General features: G+C 71.6%; 22 protein-coding genes. 8 read left to right on the top strand and 14 right to left on the bottom strand.

All coding sequences use genetic code 11. The annotated features are described in order from the left end of the window. Positions 1–236 precede the first annotated feature (236 nt). Positions 237–1,937: a S8 family serine peptidase gene (locus tag EV382_RS23525; RefSeq protein WP_130405237.1), complete on the bottom strand. Its 1,701-nt coding sequence runs from the start codon at positions 1,935–1,937 to the stop codon at positions 237–239. 100 nt (positions 1,938–2,037) lie between these two features. Then, positions 2,038–3,009, bottom strand: coding sequence for an EamA family transporter (locus EV382_RS23530; RefSeq protein WP_130405239.1), 972 nt, complete (start codon positions 3,007–3,009; stop codon positions 2,038–2,040). A gap of 86 nt (positions 3,010–3,095) precedes the next feature. On the opposite strand from EV382_RS23530, the gene EV382_RS23535 reads away from it, so the two are divergent. Beyond that, positions 3,096–3,641, top strand: coding sequence for a CGNR zinc finger domain-containing protein (locus EV382_RS23535; protein ID WP_208758483.1), 546 nt, complete (start codon positions 3,096–3,098; stop codon positions 3,639–3,641). Here EV382_RS23535 and EV382_RS23540 read toward each other — a convergent pair. The 3 genes from EV382_RS23540 to EV382_RS23550 all read right to left on the bottom strand — a co-directional run bounded on the left by EV382_RS23540 (position 3,608) and on the right by EV382_RS23550 (position 5,257). Continuing rightward, entirely contained in the window at positions 3,608–4,207 is a 600-nt protein-coding gene (locus EV382_RS23540; RefSeq protein WP_130405243.1) for a GNAT family N-acetyltransferase, read from the bottom strand. The two genes, EV382_RS23535 and EV382_RS23540, sit on opposite strands and share 34 nt — an antisense overlap. A 64-nt stretch (positions 4,208–4,271) precedes the next feature. Then, positions 4,272–4,454, bottom strand: a complete 183-nt coding sequence (locus EV382_RS23545) for a DUF397 domain-containing protein (RefSeq protein WP_130405245.1) — start codon at positions 4,452–4,454, stop codon at positions 4,272–4,274. After that, entirely contained in the window at positions 4,445–5,257 is an 813-nt protein-coding gene (locus EV382_RS23550) for a helix-turn-helix domain-containing protein (RefSeq protein ID WP_130405247.1), read from the bottom strand. Before EV382_RS23550 ends, EV382_RS23545 begins: the two co-directional genes overlap by 10 nt. A 552-nt stretch (positions 5,258–5,809) precedes the next feature. Here EV382_RS23550 and EV382_RS23555 point away from each other — a divergent pair. Beyond that, on the top strand, positions 5,810–6,100 hold the full coding sequence (locus EV382_RS23555) for a hypothetical protein (RefSeq protein ID WP_130405249.1): 291 nt from the start codon (positions 5,810–5,812) through the stop codon (positions 6,098–6,100). A 25-nt stretch (positions 6,101–6,125) separates the two neighbouring features. Here the strand turns inward: EV382_RS23555 and EV382_RS23560 are convergent, their stop codons facing one another. The 5 genes from EV382_RS23560 to EV382_RS23580 all read right to left on the bottom strand — a co-directional run bounded on the left by EV382_RS23560 (position 6,126) and on the right by EV382_RS23580 (position 14,629). Further along, positions 6,126–7,535: a class II fumarate hydratase gene (locus tag EV382_RS23560; RefSeq protein ID WP_208758484.1), complete on the bottom strand. Its 1,410-nt coding sequence runs from the start codon at positions 7,533–7,535 to the stop codon at positions 6,126–6,128. A gap of 35 nt (positions 7,536–7,570) precedes the next feature. Continuing rightward, on the bottom strand, positions 7,571–10,552 hold the full coding sequence (locus tag EV382_RS23565) for an AfsR/SARP family transcriptional regulator (RefSeq protein WP_130405253.1): 2,982 nt from the start codon (positions 10,550–10,552) through the stop codon (positions 7,571–7,573). 259 nt (positions 10,553–10,811) lie between these two features. Beyond that, positions 10,812–12,479, bottom strand: a complete 1,668-nt coding sequence (locus tag EV382_RS23570) for a fumarate hydratase (RefSeq protein ID WP_130405255.1) — start codon at positions 12,477–12,479, stop codon at positions 10,812–10,814. Between the two features lie 127 nt (positions 12,480–12,606). Further along, positions 12,607–14,052: an outer membrane protein assembly factor BamB family protein gene (locus EV382_RS23575; protein WP_425271925.1), complete on the bottom strand. Its 1,446-nt coding sequence runs from the start codon at positions 14,050–14,052 to the stop codon at positions 12,607–12,609. Positions 14,053–14,125: 73 nt separating this feature from the next. Then, on the bottom strand, positions 14,126–14,629 hold the full coding sequence (locus EV382_RS23580) for an Lrp/AsnC family transcriptional regulator (RefSeq protein ID WP_130405257.1): 504 nt from the start codon (positions 14,627–14,629) through the stop codon (positions 14,126–14,128). A gap of 140 nt (positions 14,630–14,769) precedes the next feature. Between EV382_RS23580 and hppD the strand changes: the two genes are divergently transcribed. From hppD to EV382_RS23610, 6 genes are all read left to right on the top strand, one after another. Further along, on the top strand, positions 14,770–15,975 hold the full coding sequence (gene hppD / locus EV382_RS23585; protein WP_130405259.1) for a 4-hydroxyphenylpyruvate dioxygenase: 1,206 nt from the start codon (positions 14,770–14,772) through the stop codon (positions 15,973–15,975). Positions 15,976–15,986: 11 nt separating this feature from the next. Beyond that, a complete protein-coding gene (locus EV382_RS23590; RefSeq protein WP_130405261.1) occupies positions 15,987–16,703 on the top strand; it encodes an RDD family protein in 717 nt (238 codons plus the stop codon). A 76-nt stretch (positions 16,704–16,779) separates the two neighbouring features. After that, positions 16,780–17,799, top strand: coding sequence for an RDD family protein (locus EV382_RS23595; RefSeq protein WP_130405263.1), 1,020 nt, complete (start codon positions 16,780–16,782; stop codon positions 17,797–17,799). Then, entirely contained in the window at positions 17,796–18,899 is a 1,104-nt protein-coding gene (gene hisC / locus EV382_RS23600; protein ID WP_130405265.1) for a histidinol-phosphate transaminase, read from the top strand. Before EV382_RS23595 ends, hisC begins: the two co-directional genes overlap by 4 nt. Before the next feature lie 140 nt (positions 18,900–19,039). Continuing rightward, a complete protein-coding gene (locus tag EV382_RS23605) occupies positions 19,040–19,594 on the top strand; it encodes a hypothetical protein (RefSeq protein WP_244236798.1) in 555 nt (184 codons plus the stop codon). 262 nt (positions 19,595–19,856) lie between these two features. Beyond that, positions 19,857–20,645, top strand: a complete 789-nt coding sequence (locus tag EV382_RS23610; RefSeq protein ID WP_208758485.1) for a hypothetical protein — start codon at positions 19,857–19,859, stop codon at positions 20,643–20,645. 122 nt (positions 20,646–20,767) lie between these two features. Here EV382_RS23610 and EV382_RS23615 read toward each other — a convergent pair whose 3' ends face one another. From EV382_RS23615 to EV382_RS23630, 4 genes are all read right to left on the bottom strand, one after another. Next, positions 20,768–21,130: an LPXTG cell wall anchor domain-containing protein gene (locus tag EV382_RS23615; protein ID WP_165435847.1), complete on the bottom strand. Its 363-nt coding sequence runs from the start codon at positions 21,128–21,130 to the stop codon at positions 20,768–20,770. A 99-nt stretch (positions 21,131–21,229) separates the two neighbouring features. Then, the gene (locus tag EV382_RS23620) at positions 21,230–22,486 is read right to left on the bottom strand and encodes an outer membrane protein assembly factor BamB family protein (RefSeq protein ID WP_130405271.1); all 1,257 of its coding nucleotides are present in this window, start codon (positions 22,484–22,486) and stop codon (positions 21,230–21,232) included. Between the two features lie 81 nt (positions 22,487–22,567). Beyond that, entirely contained in the window at positions 22,568–23,050 is a 483-nt protein-coding gene (locus EV382_RS23625; protein ID WP_130405273.1) for an SRPBCC family protein, read from the bottom strand. 144 nt (positions 23,051–23,194) lie between these two features. Continuing rightward, on the bottom strand, positions 23,195–23,404 hold the full coding sequence (locus EV382_RS23630) for a DUF397 domain-containing protein (protein WP_130405275.1): 210 nt from the start codon (positions 23,402–23,404) through the stop codon (positions 23,195–23,197).

Here is a 23,404-nt window from a genome sequence, read left to right on the forward strand (position 1 = left end):
CCGGGCCATCCTTCAAGCCGGGACACCGCGTCTTCAAGGAAACCGAGTCGATCATGACCGGCTCAGCCCAGACGAGCGCAGCCCGCGCGAGCGCAGCCAAGGCGAGCGCAGCCCGCGCGAGCGCAGCCCAGGTGACGACGAGGCGGCCAGCTCGGACGAGCACAGGGCCCGGTCGACGAGTGTCGACCGGGCCCCGGGGGTGGTGGCGGTGGGCCACCTCCGTACTGCGATGTGCGTTACGGGCGGGCCTTCGGCTTGAGCGGGGTCTTCACCGCCGCGTAGGCGTCGACGATTCCGTAGCCGTAGAAGCCGTTGAAGTTGACCCCACCGGCGCAGTACGCGTCGTAGGTCTCGTCGCGGCCCTCGTTGCGGTACTGCTGGAGGCGCGGCTCCGGGCAGGCGTGCTCGGCGGCCGTGCGGTAGAGGTGCTGCTCAACCTGGTCCGGCGACATGCCGAAGCCGGTCCGACCCTGCGCCTTGCCGTACCGGCTGACGATCAGCGCGGCGACGCCGGCGGCGTGCGGGGACGCCATCGAGGTGCCCTGGAGGTAGGTGTAGTAGCCGCACTCACCGTTGGCCTTGCACTGCTTGAAGACGGAGTTCTCGAAGCCGGCGACGATGTTGCCGTCGGCGTCGACCGATCCCTCCTCCTGGAGCACATGCTTCGGGTACGTCGAGAGGATCATGTTGGCGTCGGTACGGAAGGTGTCGGTGCCGAAGCCATCCCGGAACCAACCACCCGGCGCGGCGACGGAGATCTGCTCGGTGCCGTAGTTGGAGAAGTCCGACTTCTTGCCGGACGGGCCGACCGACGACACACCGATCACGTGCGGGCCCTCGGTGGGCAGGTCCCAGCAGCTCTCGTTGTCGATCGGTCGGGGGTACGGGTCAGCGCCGTAGTCGGGGCTCGTGACGTCGGTACGCGGCGCGCCCAGGTCCTCGTTGTTGTTGCCGAGCGCACCGACGAGGGTCACGCCCTTGTTGTGCGCGAAGGTCAGCGCCCGCTTCATCGCCTTGATGATGGCCCGCTGCTCAGCCTGGTCCTCGGGCGAGTCGGCCGGGTTGGCGGTGCAGTTGTAGAGCCACGGGTCGACGTAGAACGACATGTTGACCACGTCGATCCCGGACCGGCCGGCGTAGACCAGGGCGTTGACCACCGGGTCGAGGAAGAAGTAGCCGGAGTCCTGGCCACCCTTGAGTTCGACCAGCGAGACGTTCGGGGCGACGCCGGAGAGGCCGAAGCCGTTGGCTGCGGCACCGATGGTGCCGGCCACGTGGGTGCCGTGCCCGCCGTCGTCGGTGCCGACCGGGTCGAGGCAGCTCGGCACCTCGCAGGGGCCGTCCACGTCGGTCAGGTCGGGCGCGAAGTTGCGCGACAGCGACCAGTTGAAGTTCGGCGCGATGTCCGGGTTGCTGGCATCGACGCCGGTGTCCAGTACGCCGACGGTCACCCGGCGGTCACCCGCCTCGATCTTGCGGGCCTTGTCGGCCCGGATCATCTCCAGGCCCCACAGCTTGTCATCGAGCGGATCGAGCTTGGCACCCTTCTTGCCGCCAGCACCAGGACGGGCACCAGCACCGGGACGAGCGCCGGCCGTCAGGTGCTCCTGCTCGACCCGGTCCAGCTTCGGTTTGCGGCCGATGGCCTTCTGCTCGGCGGCACCGATCAGCGTCGGCGCGGCGGTCGCCCTGGCCGCGAAGTCGGCCCGGTCGCTACTGACCTGGAACATGCCGACCTCGTCGGACCGCGACACCACAGTGCCGCCAGCCGCCTTGATAGCGGCGATGGCGGTGTCGGCGGCGACGCCGTCCTCGGCGACGACGGTGAAGGTGCGGGCGTTGCTCGGCGCGGCGTTGGCCGGCGCACCCAACCCCGCGGCCGTCAGTGCCAGTACCGCCGCGGTCGCGACGGTACGGGCGGTGAAGCGCTTGCTCACCACATCGGATCCTCTCGTTGAGGGACGTGGCAGCCATCACACAGCAAGGATCCAGATTGCGCCACCTGAACGCCCGTTATGGCCGTGAATCCCGTCAGTCTCACCGACCGTCGAGCGCCAATTCGGGCTCGGGTGGGGCTGGCGCGGGCGTCGAAGACGACGGTGACCCGCGCAGTTCGTCGAGGCGTACCAGGGCGACGCCGGCGACGATCAGCGCACCGCCGAACAACTGCCAGCCGGTGGGCAGCTCGTTCAGGAAGAGCCAGGCGATCAGCACGGCGAAGAGCACTTCGGTCAGCCCGACGAACGACGAGAGTCGCGGGCCGAGGATCCGGGTGCCGGCGATACCGGTGAGGTAGGCGATGACGGCGGCCACCAGCGACAGTCCGGCGATGGGCACCAACCAGCTGGTGGGCTGCCCGGCGAAGGTGACCTCGCCGAAGGTGGCGTGCAGCGGCAGCAGGCCGGTCAGCCCGATGAGGAGCAGCACGGCCGCGCCGACGGCCATTCCACCGCTGGCCATGGCGACGGAGGGCAGCCGGGGGTCGACCCGGCCGGCAAGCACGAAGTAGCCGGCCAGGCCGAACGCCGCGCCCAGTCCCCAGAGCACGCCCACCGGGTGGAAGTCGGCGGTGCCGGCGAGGTCGAGCACGAACGCCAGCCCGGCCAGCGCGGCAACCGACCCGGCGATGGTGAGCCGGCGTGGTGGCTGCCCGTGTCGCAGCCACATCCAGACCACGACGAGGATGATGCCCAGGTACTCCAGCAGCAGCGCCACACCGACCGGCAGGTAGCGCACGGCGTTGAAGAAGCACACCTGGGCCAGCGCCACCCCGAGGAGCCCGAACAGCCCGATGGCCGCCGCGTTGCTCGGCAGCACCTGCCACTTGTTGCGCAGGGACAGCAGGGCGGGGATCGCCAGGACGAGGGCGGCCACGCCGACCCGGGCGATCACCGCGGACTCGGCTGACCAGCCGGCTTCGATGAGCGACCGCGCGAAGGTGCCGGAGGTGGCGAAGGTGACTGCGGAGAGCAGCGCCAACCCGACGCCAGCAGCAGGTCGTGAGTGCATGTCGCGCTCCTCGCAATGGGCGCCGTGTCATGGGCAAACTATCCTTGTGCTGATGACGCTAAGCGGAAGCCATGACAGGAGTCAAGTTGCTATTCGCTCATGACACCGAGTGTTCGCTGATCGCCGCCGCGGCGCTGGTCAACACCGCAGGTCGGGACGGCGAGTTGCTGCCCGACGTCGCGGCGCTGGACGTGTTCTTCGTCCGCCACGCCTATAGCGGCCGGCACGAGCACACTGACGCCGAGCTGCGCGCCGTCCGGGAGCTGCGGCCCGAACTGCGCCGCATCTGGCACGCCGAGCCGCCCGAGATCGTCGCGATCGTCAACGGCCTGCTGCTGGAACACAAGGCGCTGCCACAGCTCATCGAGCACGACGACGAGCCGTACCACCTGCACGCCGTGCCCCGCGACGCACCGCTGGCCACCCGGATGGCGGTGGAGGCCGCGATGGCGATGGCCGACCTGGTCCGCGCGGGCGAGCTGAGCCGGCTGCGGATCTGCGAATACCCGGACTGCAACAACGTGGTCGTCGACCTGTCCCGCAACCGGTCCCGGCGGTTCTGCGAGGCCGGCTGCGGCAACCGTGCGGCGGTGACCGCCTACCGCGCCCGCCGCGCCGCCGGCCGCTCCTGACTGACGGTCGCCCACTCCTCGGCCCGCACCTCGTACTCCACCTCACCCTGCTCGGTGCCCGGAATCGGGTCGTCCCACTCAAGGTGGAAGGTCCGCACGTAGTGCAGCCCGGCCTTCACCATCACCCGCCGGGACCGCTCGTTGACCGTCATCGTCTCGGCCCAGACCCGACGCACCCCGACGGTGTCGAAGGCGTACCGGACCAACGCCCGCGCACCCTCGGTGGCCAGCCCCCGCCCCCACGTCGAGCGGCGCAGCCGGTAGCCCAACTCGGCCTCGGTGCCGTCCTCCGACGGGTCGAGCGCGAACCAACCCAGGAACTCGCCGGACTCCCGATCGTGCGCCGCCCACCGACCCAGGCCGGGATGCCTGTCGTACTGGGCCAACAACCTCGGCACCTGCTCGTCACGCACGGTGGCCAGCGGGGTGGCGACGCCACCGGTGAGGAAGCGCATCACCTCGGGGTCGCTGTCCAACTCGACCAACGCGTCCACGTCGGCCATGGTCAGCCGCCGCAACCGCAGCCGCTCGGTCCCCGCCGGATACTCCGCCACAGGCCGGATCATCCGCCCCACCCAAGGGCTCCGTCGAGCCGTTTACCCGACCGCCGTCGCGGGCGAGGCGGTCGCGTCAGCGCGGGGGCGCGGCCACGAAGAGCCGCCAGGAGTACGCGTCGACAACGAGCACGGGTCCGTCCGAGTCCTTGCTGTCTCGCACCCCGACCACACCCCCAAGATTCGTAGCCACCTCGACGCAGTTGTTGTCCTGGTTGCTGCGGCTGCTCTTGCGCCATCGAGCGTCGGTCAACTCCACGACTCGGCCACCTCGCTGATCAATTCGATGGACGCCTGCGGGGGCAGGGCTTCGCCCAAGGTAGCCTCCCAGACCCGCTGCAATCGCAAAAGATCCCGCGGCTGGTCCAACTCCTGGCCGCGAACCTGGCACTCCATATAGGCCAACTCCGTGCCGTCGGGCAGGGCGGCGAGCGCGAACTGCCCGCCGAGCCCTGGATACTCCTCGGCGGATCGCGGCACCACGTGCAGCCGGACCCGAGGATGCCCGGTGGCGATGCCGGCCAGGTGCAGCGTCTGCTCGCGCATCACCTTCCGCCCGCCCACCCGTCGCCGCAGCACCGCCTCGTCCAGCACCGCCACGATCTGCGGCGCACGTTCGCTGTGCAGCACTCCCTGGCGATCCATCCGGTCGGCCAGTCGCCGGTCCACCTCCTCGGGAGCGAGCAGGCTCCCAGCCTCGAAGACCGCTCGCGCGTATGCCTCGGTCTGGAAGAGCCCAGGCACGTAGCGAGGCTCGTACCACCGGACCGTGCGCGCCTGCTCGAAGATCGCCTGCCAGCCGCGTAGCCAGGGCTGGGCCCGGTCCAGGCTGACCAGTTCGGTGGACATCCGACCGAAGAGGCCGCCGGTGTCCAGGGCCCGGTCGACGAGTTCCAGGTACTTGGCGGTGGGCGGCTGTTGACCCAGCTCGACGGCGCTGACCATCGACGCCGAGTAGTTGACCGCCTTGGCCAGCTCGTCCTGACTCCAGCCGCGCCGGATTCGCGCCCGGCGCAGCTCCGCGATCAGGAATGCCGCCGCCGTCATCTGTCCATCGGCCATGCCCAGCCACTCTCCAACCCGCCGACGATCAACTCCAGCCGACCACCAGAGCCGGCGCACCCCCGGAACAGGGCAGCTACGACAGGCAGGTCGAACCCTTCCGACCGTAGTCGTCCAATCACCAGACTGTGAAGCGCGGCACCGCTCCCCGTCCCCCGGGCCAGCGGCGCCGTACGGGGCCGCCCGATCTCCCGTGCCGGGCGGCCCCACCCTCAGACCAAGCCATTGCGTTCGCGCGGCGGCCAACCAGGCAAGACCTTGATCACCACCGCCCCCGCACCGTGCTGATGGGCACAGGCCACCGTCCTTTGCTCTGCACCCCAATAGGCACCAGTCACAGACCGTGGCCGTCGCACCCGCGGGTGCAGAGCAAAGGACGACAACGACCATCCCTCACCCTCCGGCCACCTCAGACACACGCCGGGGCGCGGGGACGCGGGGACGCGGGGACGCGGGGACGCGGGGACGCGCGGACGCGGGGACGCGCGGACGCGGGGGCGCGGGGCGCGCGGTGATGCCACAAACGAGTCAGCTCGAAAGGACCGCAACACCATGTCCCGGACCACCGTGCCCAACCGCGCGACCACACCGAGTCGACCGCACCTGCCGCTGCGTCCGCTCTGGCTCTGCCGTGTCTGCGCCGCGCCCTGGCCGTGCCCGGTCGCCCGACTCACCTTGCGCCAGGAGTACGCGCACGACCGGGTCGGGTTGAGCGTCTACCTGTGCACGGTTCTGCACGAGGCCGCCGCTGACCTTCACCGGCTCAACCCGCACGACGGCCCGGACCCCGCGGCTCTCTTCTCCCGCTTCCTCGGCTGGGCGAGACCGCGACACCTGCGCTGAGCAGGGCAGGCCGGGTCAGGGTGGCTCAGGGGTGGGTCATCCGCAGCAGGTCCAACGTCTCGTCGAGCTGGGTCTCGGTGAGCTTGCCGGAGTCGACGTGGCCCCGCGACATCACCACCTCGCGGATCGAGATCTGCTTGGCCAGCGCCTCCTTGGCGATCGACGCGGCCTCGTCGTACCCCAGGTAGCGGTTGAGGGGGGTGACGATCGACGGCGAGCCCTCGGCGTACGCCAGGCAGACCGCGGCGTCCGCGACCAGGCCGGCCACCAGCCGGTCGGCGAAGAGCCGGCTCACCGCGGAGAGCAGCCGGATCGACTCCAACAGGTTGCGGCCCATCACGGGGAGCATCACGTTCAGCTCGAAGTCGCCCTGTGAGCCGGCGAACCCGACCGTCGCGTCGTTGCCGATCACCTGGGCGCAGACCTGCCGCATCGCCTCGGCGACCACCGGGTTGACCTTGCCCGGCATGATCGACGAGCCGGGCTGGAGATCGGGAATGCGCAGCTCACGCAGGCCGGCACGGGGGCCTGAGCCCATCCAGCGGATGTCGTTGGCGATCTTGTAGAGGCCGATCGCCAGGGTCCGCAACTGCCCCGAGGTCTCCACCAGCGCGTCCCGCGCGCCCTGCGCCTCGAAGTGGTTACGCGCCTCGCTCAGCGGCAGCCCGGTCGACTCGCGCAGCTTGTCGATCACGGCGGCGGCGAAGCCGAGCGGGGTGTTGATCCCGGTGCCCACGGCGGTGCCGCCCAGCGGCAGCTCGGCCAGTCGGGGCAGCGCGCCCTCCAACCGTTCGATCCCGTAGCGGACCTGGGCGGCGTACCCGCCGAACTCCTGGCCGAGGGTGACCGGCGTGGCGTCCATCAGGTGCGTACGCCCGGCCTTCACCACCGTCTCGAACTCCGCGGCCTTGACCTCCAGCGTGGCCGCCAGGTGCGCCAGCGACGGCAGCAGGTCCTCCACGATGAACTGGGTGGCCGCCAGGTGGATCGAGGACGGGAACACGTCGTTGCTCGACTGGGACGCGTTGACGTGGTCGTTCGGATGCACGGGTGAGCCCAGCTCACGGGTCGCCAGGGTGGCGATCACCTCGTTGGTGTTCATGTTCGACGACGTGCCCGAACCGGTCTGGAACACGTCCACCGGGAACTGGTCGTCGTAACCGCCGTCGGCGACGTGCGCGGCGGCAGCCGCGATGGCGGCGGCCACGTTGGCGTCGATCACGCCCAGCTCGCCGTTGACCTCGGCCGCCGCGCCCTTGATCTGGGCGAGGGCCTTGATCTGGGCCGGTTCGAGGCCCCGGCCGGAAATCGGGAAGTTCTGCACCGCACGCTGGGTCTGGGCCCGCCACAGCGCCTCGGCGGGCACCTCCACCTCGCCCATCGAGTCGCGTTCGATGCGGTAACCGGTCGCCTCTGGAGTCGTCACGCGTACCATCCTGCCGCGCCCGTGGCCGACTCGCAGATGATCCGTCAGCCCAACTCGGCCAGCAGCCGTTCCGCCTCGTGCTGATCCGGCGACTCGACCTGCCGGAACAGCGCCACCGCCTGTTCCAGGTGCAGTCGAGCCGCCGCCGGATCAGTGGCCCGTACGCACCGGGCGATGCCCTCCAACGCCCGGCCCTTCTCGTAACGGGCCCCGAGTCGATCGGCGTCGGCGAGCACCCGGCGGTGCAGGTCGAGCGCGCTGGCGACATCGCCCTGTTCCAGCATCGACCGGGCCAGCAGGTTGCGGGAGGCACACTGACCGATCCGGTCGCCGGCCTCCACCATCGCCACCAGCGCATCCCGGTGCAGGGCGGCGGCACGCTCCGGCTCGCCGGCGACACGTTCCATCACACCGATCTCGTTGAGCACCTCCCCCTCACCGAATCGGTTGTTGGCCTGGCGTTTGAGGTACAACGCCACCCGCAGCAGACGGCGGGCCGGGCCCAGGTCACCCATCCGGTGCCGGACCATGGCGAGGTGTCCCACCGCGTTCTCGATCTGCCGGCGGTCCTTCGTCTGCCGGGCCAGCATGATGTGCAGCCGGGTCAGGCGCAGCGACTCGTCGTACCGGCCCCAGGCGATCAACGCGTAGGACAGGTTGTTCAACAGATTGGTCAGCGTGGAAGGGTCGGTCGAACGCTCGATCATGCCGAGGGCCTCGTCGAACTTCGCCTTACCCTTGCGGTGATCGCCGTTCGCGGCGTACGAGATGCCCAGATTCCACAACGTGCTGAGCGTGTCCTCGCGGAGCCCCAGCCGACGGCGCACCGTGAGCGCCACCTCCATCGCGCTGATCGCCTCCGGGAAGCGGGCCAGCCGGAAGTACGCCGACGAGAGGTAGTTCAGCATGGTGGCGGAGGCCGCCTCGTCGCCCAGCCGCTCGGCGACGCGCAACCCGATCGTGTGGGTCTCGATCAGCTCGTCGAGGTGCCCGCCTTCGAAGTTGAGCCGCCAGCAGGCCCGGGCCAGCTTCCAGCACTGGACCGGGAAGTCCTCCTCCTCGGCGATCCGGACCAGCGCGGTGAGCCCGGCGTGGTTCTCCTCGAACCAGGCCCGCCCCTCGAACACCGGGGCGGCCAGCAGATCGGGGCGGCCCGGTGTGTGCGGGGGGATGTTGCGCCGACTGCCCGCCGCTTCGGTCTGCCGTGCCATCGCCAGCGTGACGGACAGGTGGTGGTCCAACAACCGTTCCAGGGCGGCCCGGCGCTCGGTCTGCCACTGCGGTCCGGCGAGAAGCAGCCGGGCGTACTCGCGGAGCAGATCGTGTAACCGGTACCGACCCGGCTGCACCTCCTCCACGAGGTGCGCGTCCACCAACTCGTCCAGCAGATCCTGCGTGTCGGTCAGCGGCAGGTCGACGAGAGCAGCGGCCACCCGACTGTCCAGGCGTCCACCCGGGTGCAGCCCGAGAAGCGAAAACAGTCGCTGCGCCGGCGGTGAGATCTGCGCGTACGACAGGGCGAACGCCTGCCCCACCGAGCGCTGCCCGGCGGTCAGTTCGGCCAGCGGGCCCGCCCCGGCGACCAACCGTTCGGCGAGGTCGGCGACCCGCCAGCGCGGCCGGTGCGCCAGTCGTGCGCCGGCCAAACGGATGGCCAGCGGTAGGTGCCCGCAGCGGAGCGCCACCTCGGCCGCCGCCTCCGGTTCGGCGGCGACCCGCTCCGCCCCGGCCACCCGAGCGAGCAGCTCGATCGCCTCGTCGGCGTCGAGGACCGGCAGCGACGAGGGTCGGCCCTCGTCAAGCCCGATCAGCCGACGACGGCTGGTGATGAGCACCAGGCAGTGCGAGCCGTTGGGCAGCAGGGGTGCCACCTGGTCGGCGGTGGCCGCGTTGTCCAGTACCACCACCGCCCGCCGGCCGGCCAGCTCGATCCGCCAGAGGGCCAGCCGGTCGTCCAGGTTCTCCGGCACCCGCTCCGCCGGCACGCCGAGCTGGCGGAGCAGGGCCGCCGCGGCGGTGGCCGGCGTCAACGGCTGGCGTTCGCTGTAGCCGTGCAGGTCGATGAAGAGCTGGGCGTCGGGATAGCGGTCAGCGAGCGCGGTGGCGACGTGCACGGCGAGCGTGGTCTTACCGCTCCCCGGCATCCCGTCGATCACCTGGATCTGGCTGCCGTCCCCGTCGATCTCCTTGACCAGGCGGGCCAGTGTCTCCTGCCGACCGATGAAGTCGCCGATCGCTCGGGGCAGCGAGCGGACCCGAGCGGCAGGCCGGGCCTCCCGACCCGCCAGCGCCAGGTCGCCGGCGAGCACCCGTTGGTGCAGCTCCTGCAGTTCGGCCCCTGGCTCGATGCCCAGCTCGTCGGCGTAGGTCCGCCGGCCCTCGCGGTAGACGGCGAGCGCGTCGGCCTGCCGCCCGACCGAGGACAGCGCCAGCATCAGTTGACCGCGCAGGCGCTCCCGCAACGGATGCTGGTCGACGCACTCCGCCAGTTCCTCGATCAGCTCGGCCGCCTGACCCAGACGCAGCTCGACGTCGACGCACTCCTCCAACGCGGTGAGGCGCTGCTCGTCGAGCGCCTGGGCGCGGCGGCGGATGCTCCGGCTCGGGATGCCACCGAGTGTCGGCCCCCGCCACAGCGCCAGCGCGGCGCGGAATCCCGCCCGTGCCTCGGCCAGCCGGCCGGCGACAACCGAGGCACGGGCGGCCTCCACGCCCCGGGCGAAGACCTCGGCGTCCACGTCGTTCGGGCCGGTACGCACGCCGTACCCGGCCGGGTCGGTGACGATGAGCTCCGGGGCCAGCCCGAGTTCGGTGAACCGGCGGCGCAACCGCGACACGCAGGTCTGCAACTGCGCGCGGGCGGTGGCCGGCGGGCGGTCCTCCCACACCGCGTCGACCAGCTCGTCGACCGGCACCAGCCGGCCGGCCCGTAACAGCAGCATGGCGAGCACGATCCGGTCGCGCCCCGCGGTGACAGTGGACTCGCCACCACCCACCCGCAGGGGGCCCAGGATCCCGAACCGCATCTGCTCTCCCGCGTCAATGGTGCAACTTCCAGCAGCGTAGTCCGGTGGTAACAGATCGCCTCGGTCAGGCGATAGTGATCTGAGAGCGGATCGACAGCGGTGCGCCGCACACTCGCTACGGGTTGTCGGTGACGACATCCGACGGGGGCGGTGTGCCCGTCCCACCCCAGCGGGGCGGGCGCACCGATGTCGGAGGAGCACGGACGCCAGAACGGGCGCCGGGCGAGTTCGCCGGGCGCCCGTTCGCGTACCTGTCAGGTCAGCGGCGGCCGACGGTGAGCACCGGCTTGGTGACCTCGGCGAAGAAGTCGTTGCCCTTGTCGTCGACCACGATGAAGGCGGGGAAGTCCTCCACCTCGATCTTCCAGACCGCCTCCATGCCCAGCTCGGCGTACTCGAGCACCTCGACGTGCTTGATGCAGTCCTGGGCGAGACGGGCCGCGGGGCCGCCGATCGAGCCGAGGTAGAAGCCGCCGTGCTGCTGGCAGGAGCGGGTCACCTGACGGGACCGGTTGCCCTTGGCCAGCATCACCTGTGAGCCGCCGGCGGCCTGGAACTTCTCCACGTAGGCGTCCATCCGACCGGCGGTGGTCGGGCCGAACGAGCCGGACGCGTACCCCTCGGGGGTCTTCGCCGGGCCGGCGTAGTAGACCGCGTGGTCACGCAGGTACTGCGGCATCGGCTCACCGGCGTCCAACCGCTCGGCGATCTTGGCGTGCGCGATGTCCCGGGCGACCACGAGCGGCCCGGAGAGCGAGAGGCGCGTCTTCACCGGGTACTTCGACAGCTCCGCGCGGATCTCGTCCATCGGCCGGTTCAGGTCGACCCGGACGACCATCTCGGCGTCGAGCGAATCGTCGGTGACGTCGGGAAGGAACCGCGCCGGGTCGGTTTCGAGGCGCTCCAGCCACACCCCCGACGGGGTGATCTTGGCGACGGCCTGGCGGTCCGCCGAGCAGGAGACCGCGATCGCCACCGGGCAGGACGCGCCGTGCCGGGGCAGCCGGACCACCCGTACGTCGTGGCAGAAGTACCGCCCACCGAACTGCGCGCCGATGCCGAAGTTGCGGGTCAGCTCCAGCACCTCCGCCTCCAGCTCCAGGTCGCGGAAGCCGTGTGCGCTCATCGAACCCGAGGTCGGCAGCGCGTCGAGGTACTTGGCGCTGGCGTACTTCGCGGTCTTCAACGCGTACTCGGCGGAGGTGCCGCCGATGACGATGGCCAGGTGGTACGGCGGGCAGGCGGCGGTGCCGATCAGCCGCAGCTTCTCCTCCAGGAACTGCATCATCCGCGTCGGGTTGAGCAGCGCCTTCGTCTCCTGGTAGAGGTACGACTTGTTGGCCGAGCCACCGCCCTTGGCCATGAACAGGAACTTGTACGCGTCGGGGTGCCCGTCCGGGTCCTCGGCGTACAGGTCCACCTGGGCGGGCAGGTTGCTGCCGGTGTTCCGCTCGTCCCACATGGTCAGTGGGGCGAGCTGGGAGTAGCGCAGATTGAGCTTGGTGTACGCCTGGTAGACGCCCCGGGAGATGGCCTCGGCGTCGGCGCCGTCGGTCAGGACGTGCCGTCCACGTTTGCCCATCACGATGGCGGTGCCGGTGTCCTGGCACATGGGCAGGACACCGCCGGCGGCGATGTTGGCGTTGCGCAGCAGATCCAGCGCGACGAACCGGTCGTTCGGCGAGGCGGCCGGGTCGTCGATGATGGCTCGGAGCTGCGCCAGGTGCGCGGGGCGCAGGAAGTGCGCGATGTCGTGCATCGCCTCGGCGGTCAGCGCGGTGAGCGCGGCCGGCTCCACGGTGAGGAACCGGCGGCCTCCCGGGCCGTGTACGACGTCCACGCCCTCGTCGGTGACCAGGCGATAGTCCGTCTGGTCCGGGCCGGTCGGCAGCAGAGGGGCGTACGAGAATGCGGCGGCACTGCTCATGAGCGGCAAGCCTAGGGCAGACCGGTCGATCACTCCCACCCGCCGGGCGGGTCCTGGGACGCCGCTCTCATCCCACCGGGCGCCCGGTGCCCGGCGGCCGTCCGGATGCTGGGAGCGAACCGCCCGCTCAGCCGTCCTTGCCACCCGGTTCGGGGCAGAGTTCCCCCTTCGGCCCGCAGTCGCCGTTGTTCGGCCCGCCGGGGCCGGGGCCGGGACCGCCCGGGCCGGGATTCCCCCCGTTGCCCGGCGGGCGGGTGGGTGAGCTTCCGGACGCGCCGAAGCGGACGTACCCGATCTCCCGCCCCTCGCCAATGATCATGCCCTGCGACCCGACGGCGAGGGCGTTCGCCGAGGTGCGCAGGACGGCCAACTCCCGGCCGGTGCGCGGGTCCAGTGCCGCCAGCCGGGCCGGCTTCTCGTCAGCCACCACCGCCGCGTACGGGGTGAGCGCGGCCCCGGCCTTGCCGCTGGCGGGCCGCGTCCAGAGCACCTTCTCGGTGCCCAGCTCACGGGCGATCACCGACCGCTTGTCGGCGGCCCGGAACATCGCCAGCCGGTCGTCCACCGCGATCAACTTGGTGCCCGACTCACCGACCCAGAGCAGCCGTCCGTCGTACCCGTCGATGACCGCCTCGCGGCCGTCCGGGGCGACGCCGATCAGCACGTTCCGTGCACCCTGCGGGTCCTCGCGCTGCACACAGCCGGCGGAGTCGGCGGTGCGCAGGTTGATGCCGGCGCGCTGCCACGCCTCCTGCCCGGTCGCCGGGTCCCGGGCGGAGATGGCGAAGTAGCAGGCGCCGTCCTGGGATCGGGCGGCGATCCGCAGGAGTCGGCCGCCCACCACGGAGAGCCGTTCGTCCCGGGCGGGTTCGACGTTCTGCAACACCCGGCCGGTGGCGGTGTCGACCACGTGGACCCGACCGTCGACGGGGAAGCCGAGCAGCGGTGGCGCGGCTTCCGCCCCGGCCACGCCGTCGTCGATCCGGTTGGCGGTGAACCGGCGGGTGCCGCGCAGACCCGGGTTGTCGGCGAGCAGGCCGCTGTGCACCCCGGGCAGGAAGGCCGTCCAGAGCGGCGTGGTGCCGCGCGGGTCCCAGGCGCTCAGGGTGCAGTCGGTGGCGTCCGTGCACCGGGCGTCGAGGAGCAGGTTGCGGTACGTCCAGACGGCCACCGCGTCGTCGTCGCGTCGCCGGGTCACTCCCGTCGTCGGGTCGAGCAGCTCGTACCCCTTGACCAGGAGCTTGCCCACGGCCACGACCGGGTCGCGGTCGCCGCCGGCGACCGCCGCCCAGTCCGCCTTGCGCTCCCAGAGTTGGCTGCCGGTGGCCAGGCTGCGAGCCTCGACCCGGGTGCGCTGCTCGACCACGACGGCGTCGCCGGCGATGGTCACGCTGCGCGGGGTGCCGCCGACCCGTTGCTGCCAGACCACGTCGGGCTCGGAGATGGGTTCGCTGCGGTCCACCCAGTCCCACAGGCCGGGGAACGGGTTCCACACGCCGGTCGCGGCGAGCGCGACGACCACGGCGAGGCCGAGCAGCAGCCCACCGCGCACGCTCCCCTTCGCCACCCGCACACCGTAGCCACGATTCGCGGATCTTCCGTGCGCCCGCGCCGTCGTGTCGTCGCGCTTTCTGGGCGCGGAGGTGTTACAGCGCCCTTCCGTCGGCCCGAACGGCGCTGCGCACCAACGGAAGCGTGCGGTACGGGATCTGCTCGGCCAGCGCGATGATCGTCGAGGCCCGGGTGATGCCCGCGGACGACACGATCTGGTCGATGACCCGTTGCAGGTCGGTGTTGGAGCGGGCCACGATCCGGCAGAGCAGGTCACTGGAGCCGGTGATGGTGTGCGCCTCCAGCACCTCGGGGATGGCCGCGAGGTGAGCGGTGACCGGGTCGTGGCCGTGCCGCTGACTGATCTCCAGCGTGACGAAGCTGGTCACCCCGAACCCGATCGCGGCCGGCGCGATCTCGGGGCCGAAACCTTCGATGACCCGCCGCTCGACCAGCTTGTCCAGCCTCGCCTGCACGGTGCCCCGCGCCACCCCGAGCCGGCGGGAGCACTCCAGCACGCCGATCCGCGGCTCCTCGGCGAGCAGTTCGATCAAGCGCACGTCGAGCGCGTCGAGCTGTACATTCTGCTCACCATTCATGAGTGACGACCATACCGAATGCGCAACCTGACCAGCATTTCCGGCAACAGTTGCCCACCCGAGGCCGGGGCAGCGATCCTCGCCACAAGAACCGACCCACGGCGGCCCACAAGGCCGGCCGGTACGCGAGGGAGCCCATCATGACCCAGGCGATCGACCGACCCCAGTCGACCGAGGACGTCGACATCGACCGTCTCGTCGGCGCTGTCGACCACGACATCAGCCGCGACCCGTTCCCGGTCCGGGGCCTCGACCACGTGCACTTCCTGGTCGGCAACGCCAAGCAGGCCGCCCACTACTACTCCACCGCCTTCGGCATGACCTGCGTGGCGTACCGCGGCCCCGAGCAGGGCTACCGGGACCACGCCCAGTACGTGCTGACCAGCGGGTCGGCCCGGTTCGTGCTGACCGGCGCGGTGCGCCCGGACGCCGACGGCGCGGAGCACGTGGCCCGGCACAGCGACGGCATCAGCGACATCGCGCTGGAGGTGCCGGACGTGGACGCCGCGTACGCGCACGCCATCGCGCAGGGTGCCGCCAGCGTCGTCGAGCCGCACGAGGTGACCGACGAGCACGGCACGGTCCGGATGGCCGCCATCGCGGCGTACGGCGACACCCGGCACACCCTGGTCGACAGGTCCCGCTACACCGGCCCGTTCCTGCCCGGCTTCGTGGCCCGCGGCCCGATCGTGGACCGGCAGCCGATGATCGACGCCGGCATCCAGCCGAAGCGCTTCTTCCAGGCCGTCGACCACGTGGTCGGCAACGTGGAGCTGGGCCGGATGGACGAGTGGGTCGAGTTCTACAAGCGGGTGATGGGCTTCTCCAACATGGCGGAGTTCGTCGGCGACGACATCGCCACCGACTACTCGGCGCTGATGAGCAAGGTCGTCGCGAACGGCACCCGCAAGGTGAAGTTCCCGCTCAACGAGCCGGCGATCGCCCGCAAGAAGTCCCAGATCGACGAGTACCTGGAGTTCTACCAGGGCCCGGGCGCGCAGCACATCGCCGTCGCCACCAACGACATCCTCGCCAGCGTCGACGCGATGCGCGCGGCCGGTCTGGAGTTCCTGGACACCCCGGACTCGTACTACGACGACCCGGAGCTGCGCGAGCGGATCGGCAAGGTGCGGGTGCCGATCGAGGAGCTGAAGGCCCGCAAGATCCTGGTCGACCGGGACGAGGACGGCTACCTGCTCCAGATCTTCACCAAGCCGGTGCAGGACCGTCCCACGGTCTTCTTCGAGCTGATCGAGCGGCACGGCTCGCTGGGCTTCGGCAAGGGCAACTTCAAGGCGCTCTTCCAGGCCATCGAGCGGGAGCAGGAAGCCCGCGGCAACCTGTAACACTTGCAAGCGTGACGCAACCTCCGTCGTACCCGACGCCGCCGGTCGGTGGGCCCCACCCCGCCGCCGGCGGCGTCGCGCCGCAGCCCGGACCACACCCCCACGGGTACGCCGCGCCGCCGCAGTACGCCCCGCCGCAGTACGCGCCGCCTGGGTACGCCCCGCCGCAGTTCTATGGCGGACCACCGCGACCTGCGGCCCCGCCCCCGACGCTGACCCCGGGTGGACAGCCGCTGGCCAGCTTCACCGACCGACTGCTGGCCGTTCTGATCGACGCCGCGGTCTTCCTGGTGATCGGCATGGTGCTCGCCGTGCCCGCGGTGATCATCTTCATGGCCATCGTGCTGCCCGACCTGATCCGGGTCGCGCCGGACGGCACCGCCATCGAGCCCGACTTCGTCAGGGACCTCCTGCTGCCGATGCTGTGGATCGAGCTCGCGGTCTTCGCGATCTCGCTGGTGATCGGGTACGTCTACTACGTCGAGATGATGTTCAAGACCGGCCAGACGTTCGGCAAGAAGAGCATGAAGCTGCGCATCGTTCCGCTCGACCCGACGCGCACCCTCGACCGTCGGGCCGCCGCCAAGCGGTACCTGGTGCAGCAGGGCACCGGCCTGATTCCCGGTCTCAGCTATCTCGACGGGTTGTGGCAGCTCTGGGACAAGCCCTGGCAGCAGTGCCTCCACGACAAGGTCGCCGGAACGGTCGTCGTTAAGGTGTCCTCGTGAGCGAGCGCAGCGAGCGGACCAGCAGGCTCAGTAGCATGGCGGCTCGCGCCGTCGTGCAGCGAAGCGGAGCGATGGCGTGAGCGTTCAGCCTGGCTGGTACGTCGACCCTGCCGACACCGAGACCCGGCGTTACTGGGACGGCGAGGGTTGGCTCGGTGCGCCCATTCCCGTCGACGCCACCGTGCCGGACGGCCCGCCGCCGGCCGAGCCACCGCCCGCGCCGGTCACCCCCGCCGCGCCCGCGGCGTCGACGACCCCCGACTCGGCGACCGGCGCGCCGGGCTGGCCGCCGCGGCAAGGCCCACCCCCGGGGTACGGCCCGCAACCGGGCCACGACCCCGGGTGGGGACCACAGGCCGGCCCGCCCGGCTGGGGACCGCAGACCGGCCCGCCCGGCTGGGGACCGCAGACCGGCCCGCCCGGCTGGGGACCGCAGACCGGCCCGCCCGGCTGGGGACCACCAACCGGCCACCCCGGCTGGCCCGGACGACCGCCCGAGCCGCGACCGCACGGCCACCGGCTGGCCGGCTACGGCCGGAGATTCGCCGCCCGGCTGATCGATTTCGGCATCCTCTTCGCACTGAACGTGGTCGTCAACGGCTGGTTCATCTGGCGCTGGATACAGGAGTGGGCACCGTTCTGGAAGGAGGCCTTCCGGCGCATGGCGCGGGGCGAGACCTCCTCCGACGGCCTGCCGCTACCCGATGAACAGGTCCGGTCCCTACTGTTGGTGATCCTGCTGATCGCCACCGCGCTCTGGGCGGCGTACGAGGTGCCCACCATGGCCTCCGGCGGGCAGACCGTCGGCAAGCGGGTGATGCGAATCCGAGCGGTACCGCTCGCCGCCGACGAGCCACTGGGCATGGGCCGGGCACTGAGCCGGTGGACCACGCTGGGCTTGCCAACCCTGCTCTGGTCCTGCGCCGGGCTCGGCCTGGTGCTGCAACTGGTCGACGCGCTCTCCCCCCTCTTCGACCATCCCCTGCGCCAGGCGCTGCACGACAAGCGCGCGCAGACGGTGGTTGTCGAAGTCCCCCACCAGATTGATTCCGCCCCCTCGAACGACCGCAACCAGCCCTCGGGAGACACCCCATGACCGACTCCGGACGTCACCAGCCGGCGCTGCGGCTGACCCGCGCCGACCTGGACGCGCTGCCCAACTACGTGCCAGGGCGCAGCCCCGCCGACCTGGCCCGGGAGTTGGGCCTGCCGGAGGCCATCAAGCTGGCCAGCAACGAGGTGCCGTACGGGCCGCTGCCCGGCGTGGTGGAGGCGGTCACCGAAGCGATCACCACCTCGCACCGCTACCCGGACATGGGCGTGGTCGCGCTGCGCGACGCGCTGGCCCAGCGGTACGGGGTGGACGCCGACCGGATCGCCACCGGCTGCGGTTCGGTGGCGCTCGCCGAGCACCTGGTGCGGGCCACCTGCCTGCCCGGGGACGAGGTGCTCTACTCGTGGCGGTCGTTCGAGGCGTACCCGATCATCGCGGCGACCAGCGGCGCGACCAGCGTGCGGGTGCCCAACGACGCCGCGCACGGGCACGACCTGGCGGCGATGGCCGCGGCGGTGACCGACCGGACCCGGGTGATCTTCGTCTGCAACCCGAACAACCCCACCGGTACGGCGGTGCGCCGGGCCGAGTTGAACCAGTTCCTCGACGCGGTGCCGGACGACGTGCTGGTCGTGATCGACGAGGCGTACCGGGAGTTCGTCACCGATGCGGGGGTGCCGGACGGTCTCGACTACCTGGACCGGCCCAACGTGGCGGTGCTGCGCACCCTGTCGAAGGCGTGGGGCCTCGCCGGGCTGCGAATGGGCTGGCTGGTCGCCCAGCCGGTGGTGGCCGCCGCCATCCGTAAGGTGGCGACCCCGTTCTCCAGCAGCACGGCCGCCCAGGCCGGGGCGCTCGCCGCGCTGACCCAGGTGGCCGAGATGGAGCGTCGTTGCGCCCTGGTCATCGCCGAGCGGGACCGGGTCACCGAGGCGCTGCGCAAGTTCGTGCCCGAGGTGCCGACGAGCCAGGCCAACTTCGTCTGGCTGCCGTTGGGCGAGCGGGCGGTGGCATTCGGCAAGGCGTGCGAGGCGCGCGGGGTGATCGTGCGGCCGTTCGCCGGAGACGGGGTCCGGGTCACCATCGGCACCCCGGCCGAGAACGACGCCTTCCTGGCGGCTGCGGAGGCGGCGCTGGCCTGAGGGCCGCTCGGCCCGTCTGTGGCCAAATGGTGACAGATGGGCTATTTGTCTGGTTTGGCACCTTATTTGCCCTATCTTCCGAAGTAGCCGACGCGCCGAGGACCGCGTCGGCTCACTTCGAGAAAACGGGGTAACGAACAGTGCGTACTGCCAAGATCTGTCTGGCCGGGGCGGCCGCCGTGGCGATGGTGGGCTTCCTCGCCGCGCCCGCTGCCGCCGATCCCACCGACACCACGAGCACCACCTTCGAGGTGCTCGCCGGCACCCTCGACATCGTCGCGCCAGCCACCGCCGACCTCGGTGGCGGCCCGCCCGGTGGAGTCATCAGCGGCCAACTCGGCACGGTGACGGTCGACGACTCCCGAGGCGAGGCCGACGCTTCCTGGGTCGCCTCGGTGACCGCGACCGTCTTCCAGACCGGTGGTGGTTCGCCGCCCGAGACGGTCCTCCCCGAGGAGATCGACTACTGGTCCGGCCCGGCGACGGCGACCACCGGCGACGGCACCTTCACGGAGGGCCAGACCGCCGCCGGCGACGCCCAACCGCTGTCCAGCGTCACCCCGCTCACCGCGTTCACGCACAGCGGCGGCACCGGCGGTAACACCGCCAGTTGGAACCCCACCCTGGTGGTCAACGTTCCGCTGGACAGCATCGCGGGCGTCTACACCGGCACGGTGACACATTCCGTGGCGTAGCCGCCGGGGGCGGTCGACCATCGCGGTCGCGCTCGCCCTGTTCTGCCTCGCCGGTCCGGGTCTGTCGACCCGGGCCGGTGCGGCCGAACCGGACGCGGGATCGGACGACGGCACCATCGGAATCCGGTTACTGGAAGCCCCGACCGAACGCCGCAACGACCCCCGGGCGCGGCGCTACATCGTCGACCACCTACCGCCGGGCACCACCATCAAGCGGCAACTGCTGATCGTCAACCGCACCGACCAGACCCGTCGCGTCGACGTGTACCCGGCAGCCGCGACCCTGGAGGGGGCGGCGTTCCGCTTCGGCGAGGGTCGCGCCGAGAACGAGCTGACCTCCTGGGTCACCCTGGACGAGCGCTCCGTCCAGCTGGAGCCGTGGGCCGAGGCTCGGGTCCGCGCAACCATCACGGTGCCGCCGACCGCCTCTCGAGGGGAGCGGTACGGGGTGGTCTGGGCGTCCACCGCCTCGACGCCCCGGGCCGGCGGTGAGATCACTCAGGTCCACCGGGTCGGGGTTCGGATGTACCTCGACATCGGGCTCGGCGGCGAACCCGCCTCCGACTTCTCGATTGGCGAGGTGCTACCGGCCCGAAGCCCCGAGGGTGAACCGTCGATGACCGTCCAGGTCACCAACACCGGAGGCCGCGCCATCGACCTGACCGGCGCGGTCACCCTCGCCGATGGCCCAGCCGGCAGCCGGGCCGGCCCGTTTCCGGTCGGGCAGGGCGTCACCCTGGCACCGGGCGCGTCCGGGCAGGTCGTCGCCCGGTTCCCCGGCGCGCTGCCGAACGGCCCCTGGAAGGCTGAGGTGAACCTGGAGAGCGGCCTGGTGAAGCGGAGCATCACCGCGCAGATCACGTTCCCGGACGCCGGTCAGGTCGGGAAACGGGGCAGCATCGTCTCCCGGATCTTCTCCGGGTGGACCGTGGTGGCTGCCGTCGCGGGCCTGTTGCTGATCGTTGGCCTCGCCATGCTGGCGCGCCGTTCCCGCCGGTCCGGTCGGCCGCCCACCGCTCGTCCGAGGGAGCGCGTGCCGGCCGGTCGTTGACCCCGGCCGGCAGCCCGGCGGCCGGCCCGGGCCGGGCCCGTCAGCTCGGCCGCTGCTCACCGCGCCCGTCAGCTCGGCCACCGGCGGCGGGCTCGGCACCTCGGCCACCGGCGGCGGGCTCGTCAGCTCGGCCGCCGCCGGCGGGCGGCGAACCAGCCGACGAGCGTCAGGGCTACGCCCAGCGCGGCGAGCAGCAGCGCCGATCCGCCCGGTCCGGTGACCGGCAACTCACCGCCGTGACTGGGCGTGGGTTGGGGTGGTGTCGTCGACGTGGGGGTGGGTGGCGGCTGGGTCGGGGATGGGGTCGGCGAGGCCGGCAGGATCTCGAAGGTCACGCCGCCGCGCGCCGACGGCTCGGCCGGGGCGACGCTGAACCCGCGCGCCGAGGCGGAGGCGGGGCCCAGCATCGGCGGCACCGCCAACGCCAGGCTCGCGGTGGCGGCGAGCGCGCCGCCCACGAGGTAGCTGGCTGCTGTCCTGGCCATGCGACGACCCCCTCCACCGGAAACCTGAACCATGAAAAACATACCCTTTTCGGACAAAGGGAATGGATGGTTCAAGGTTCCCGCGGCAAGACGCCACCATCAGGTGGCGGCCAGGATCACCGCCTCGCCGGTGTAGTAGTAGCGCCGGTCGTCACTGACCGGATCCACCGGCTTGCGGAGCCGCTCGACCGCGACGAAACCGTCCTCGGCCGTCACCGCCCCGGGTGCCCAGCCGGTCCCGTCCGAGCCGACATTGAGCACGAAGCGGGACAACTGCCTGCCGGTCCCCGGCTCCAGCGTCACCAGATCGTTCGCCTCGGTCAGCAGGTGCACCCGGCCAGGCTGCCCGGCCAGCACCCGAGCCGCGCCCAGGCCCCCGGACCGCCACAGCTCGGTGCCGGTACGCGCCGACCGACCCACCACAACCCCGTCGAGCACGGCGACGGACTGCTCGCCGACCAGCACGGCGCCGGCCGGGTCCAGCGCCGGGGCGGCCACCGGTGGGCCGGCACCCAACAACCAACCCTGACCACCCTCGTCGCCCGGGCCGGCGGTCCGCAGCCCTCGGCAGTCCGACCGGCCGGTACGGCAGCCCAGCGGCGTCACCACCAACGCGTCCGGGCCGTTCGACGGTCGCCAACGCTCAGCCACCGTCCCCGTCGCCGCGTCCCGGAACTCGACCGTGGCCGGTCCGGCGCAGGTGTCCAGACCGATCAGCTGACCGGCGGCGGTGGTGCCGAGGTCACTACGGCACCGGCCGGGCAGTTCGACCCGCCACAGCTCCCGGCCGCCGCTCAGCTCGACCCCACGCGCCTGGGCCTCCCCGGTCACCACCAGCACGGTCCGCCCGTCGGGAAGGTCGGCGAGCTGGAGCCCGGGCGCATCCCAGACGGTCGCCGCCCCGGTACGCCGTACCGGCGTCACGCTCTCGGTCGGCTCCGGGCCGTCGGCTCGCCAGAGCACCCCACCGGTCCGGGCGTCGAGTGCGACAAGGCGCCCATCGGACCAGCGGCTGACCACCGTGCTGCCGCTGGCCACCACCCCGGTCAGCTCCGCCGGCCACCGCCGGTACGACCAGTACGGGCTGGTCCGGTACCGCCCGTCGACCGGCCGGTCGGCGTACAGCTGGCGGTGTGCGGCGTACACCCGCAGCCTCCCGTCGACGATCAACGGGGCCACCGGCAAGCGACCGATCACACCGGCAGCCGGTCGCGCCGGGGCCGGATAGTCGGCCCGCGCCACAGTGCTCACCTCGGCCGGCGCGAGGACCCGGTGGACGATGACCACGACGGCCGCCGTCGCGAGCAGCGCCGCGACCGCGATCACGAGCCGTCGCCGGCCTCTCGGGAACCTCATGCCGCACCTCCGCCCGGCACCCTACCCAGCGGAGGGGGCCGGGGCCCGAACAGGTCACGACGAGAGATGCCCGGCGGGCACTCAGGCGGCTTCGACGGAGCCGGTGGCACCTGCCGCGACGGCAAGATCGGCGAGATCGCGCCAGAGCGCCGCCTCGACCGCCCGCGCGGCCAGGCCGCCGAGCAGCAGCGCCACCACCCGACCGTACGGAGCGGTCGGCACCGCCTCCTGGGTGACAGTGATCGCCGTGCACCCGCGACGGCGACGGCGGACCGGGCGCAGGCTCCAGGTGAGCCGGTAGTCCGCGCCGGCACCGGAGGAACAGAGCACCAGTCGCTGGGGTGCGAGCGCCTCCACCACCAGGAACTCCTCGGTCAGCGTGCCGCCGCCCGGCTGGACACGCTCCTCACGCCAGGAGGTGCCCGGCCCGAACGAACCGGGAGTGAGCACCTCGACCGGGCCGGCGGCGGTCAGCCGGGCCGCCCGGCCGGGCAGGTCGGTGAGCAGACGCCAGACGTCGACAGCGTGCGCCTCGATGATCCCGGTAATCGCCACCGTCGACATGCCGCCCTCCCGTGTCCCCGACGGTACGCGGAGTGAGGGCCGGACGGGGCCCCCGGGACGGAATTTCCACCTCCCGGAGGCCACACTGTCCGATTGGGCGGTCGCTTCGGCACCGGTCGTCGTTGACCGGTGCCGAAGCGCCGGTCAGCGTTCGAAGCGACCGGCCCGAATCGCGCCGATGAACGCCGTCCACCCCGGCGGGCTGACCGCGAGTGTGGGACCGGTCTGGTCCTTGGAGTCGCGGACCCCGACCAGACCATGGACATCGACCAGGTTGTCCGCCACTTCCACGCAGAGCCCCTGATCGTTTGAGCGGCTGCTGGTACGCCAGACCGCGCCCGCGAGATCGTGCAT

It is taken from the genome of Micromonospora violae (assembly GCF_004217135.1).
Taxonomy (GTDB): domain Bacteria; phylum Actinomycetota; class Actinomycetes; order Mycobacteriales; family Micromonosporaceae; genus Micromonospora; species Micromonospora violae.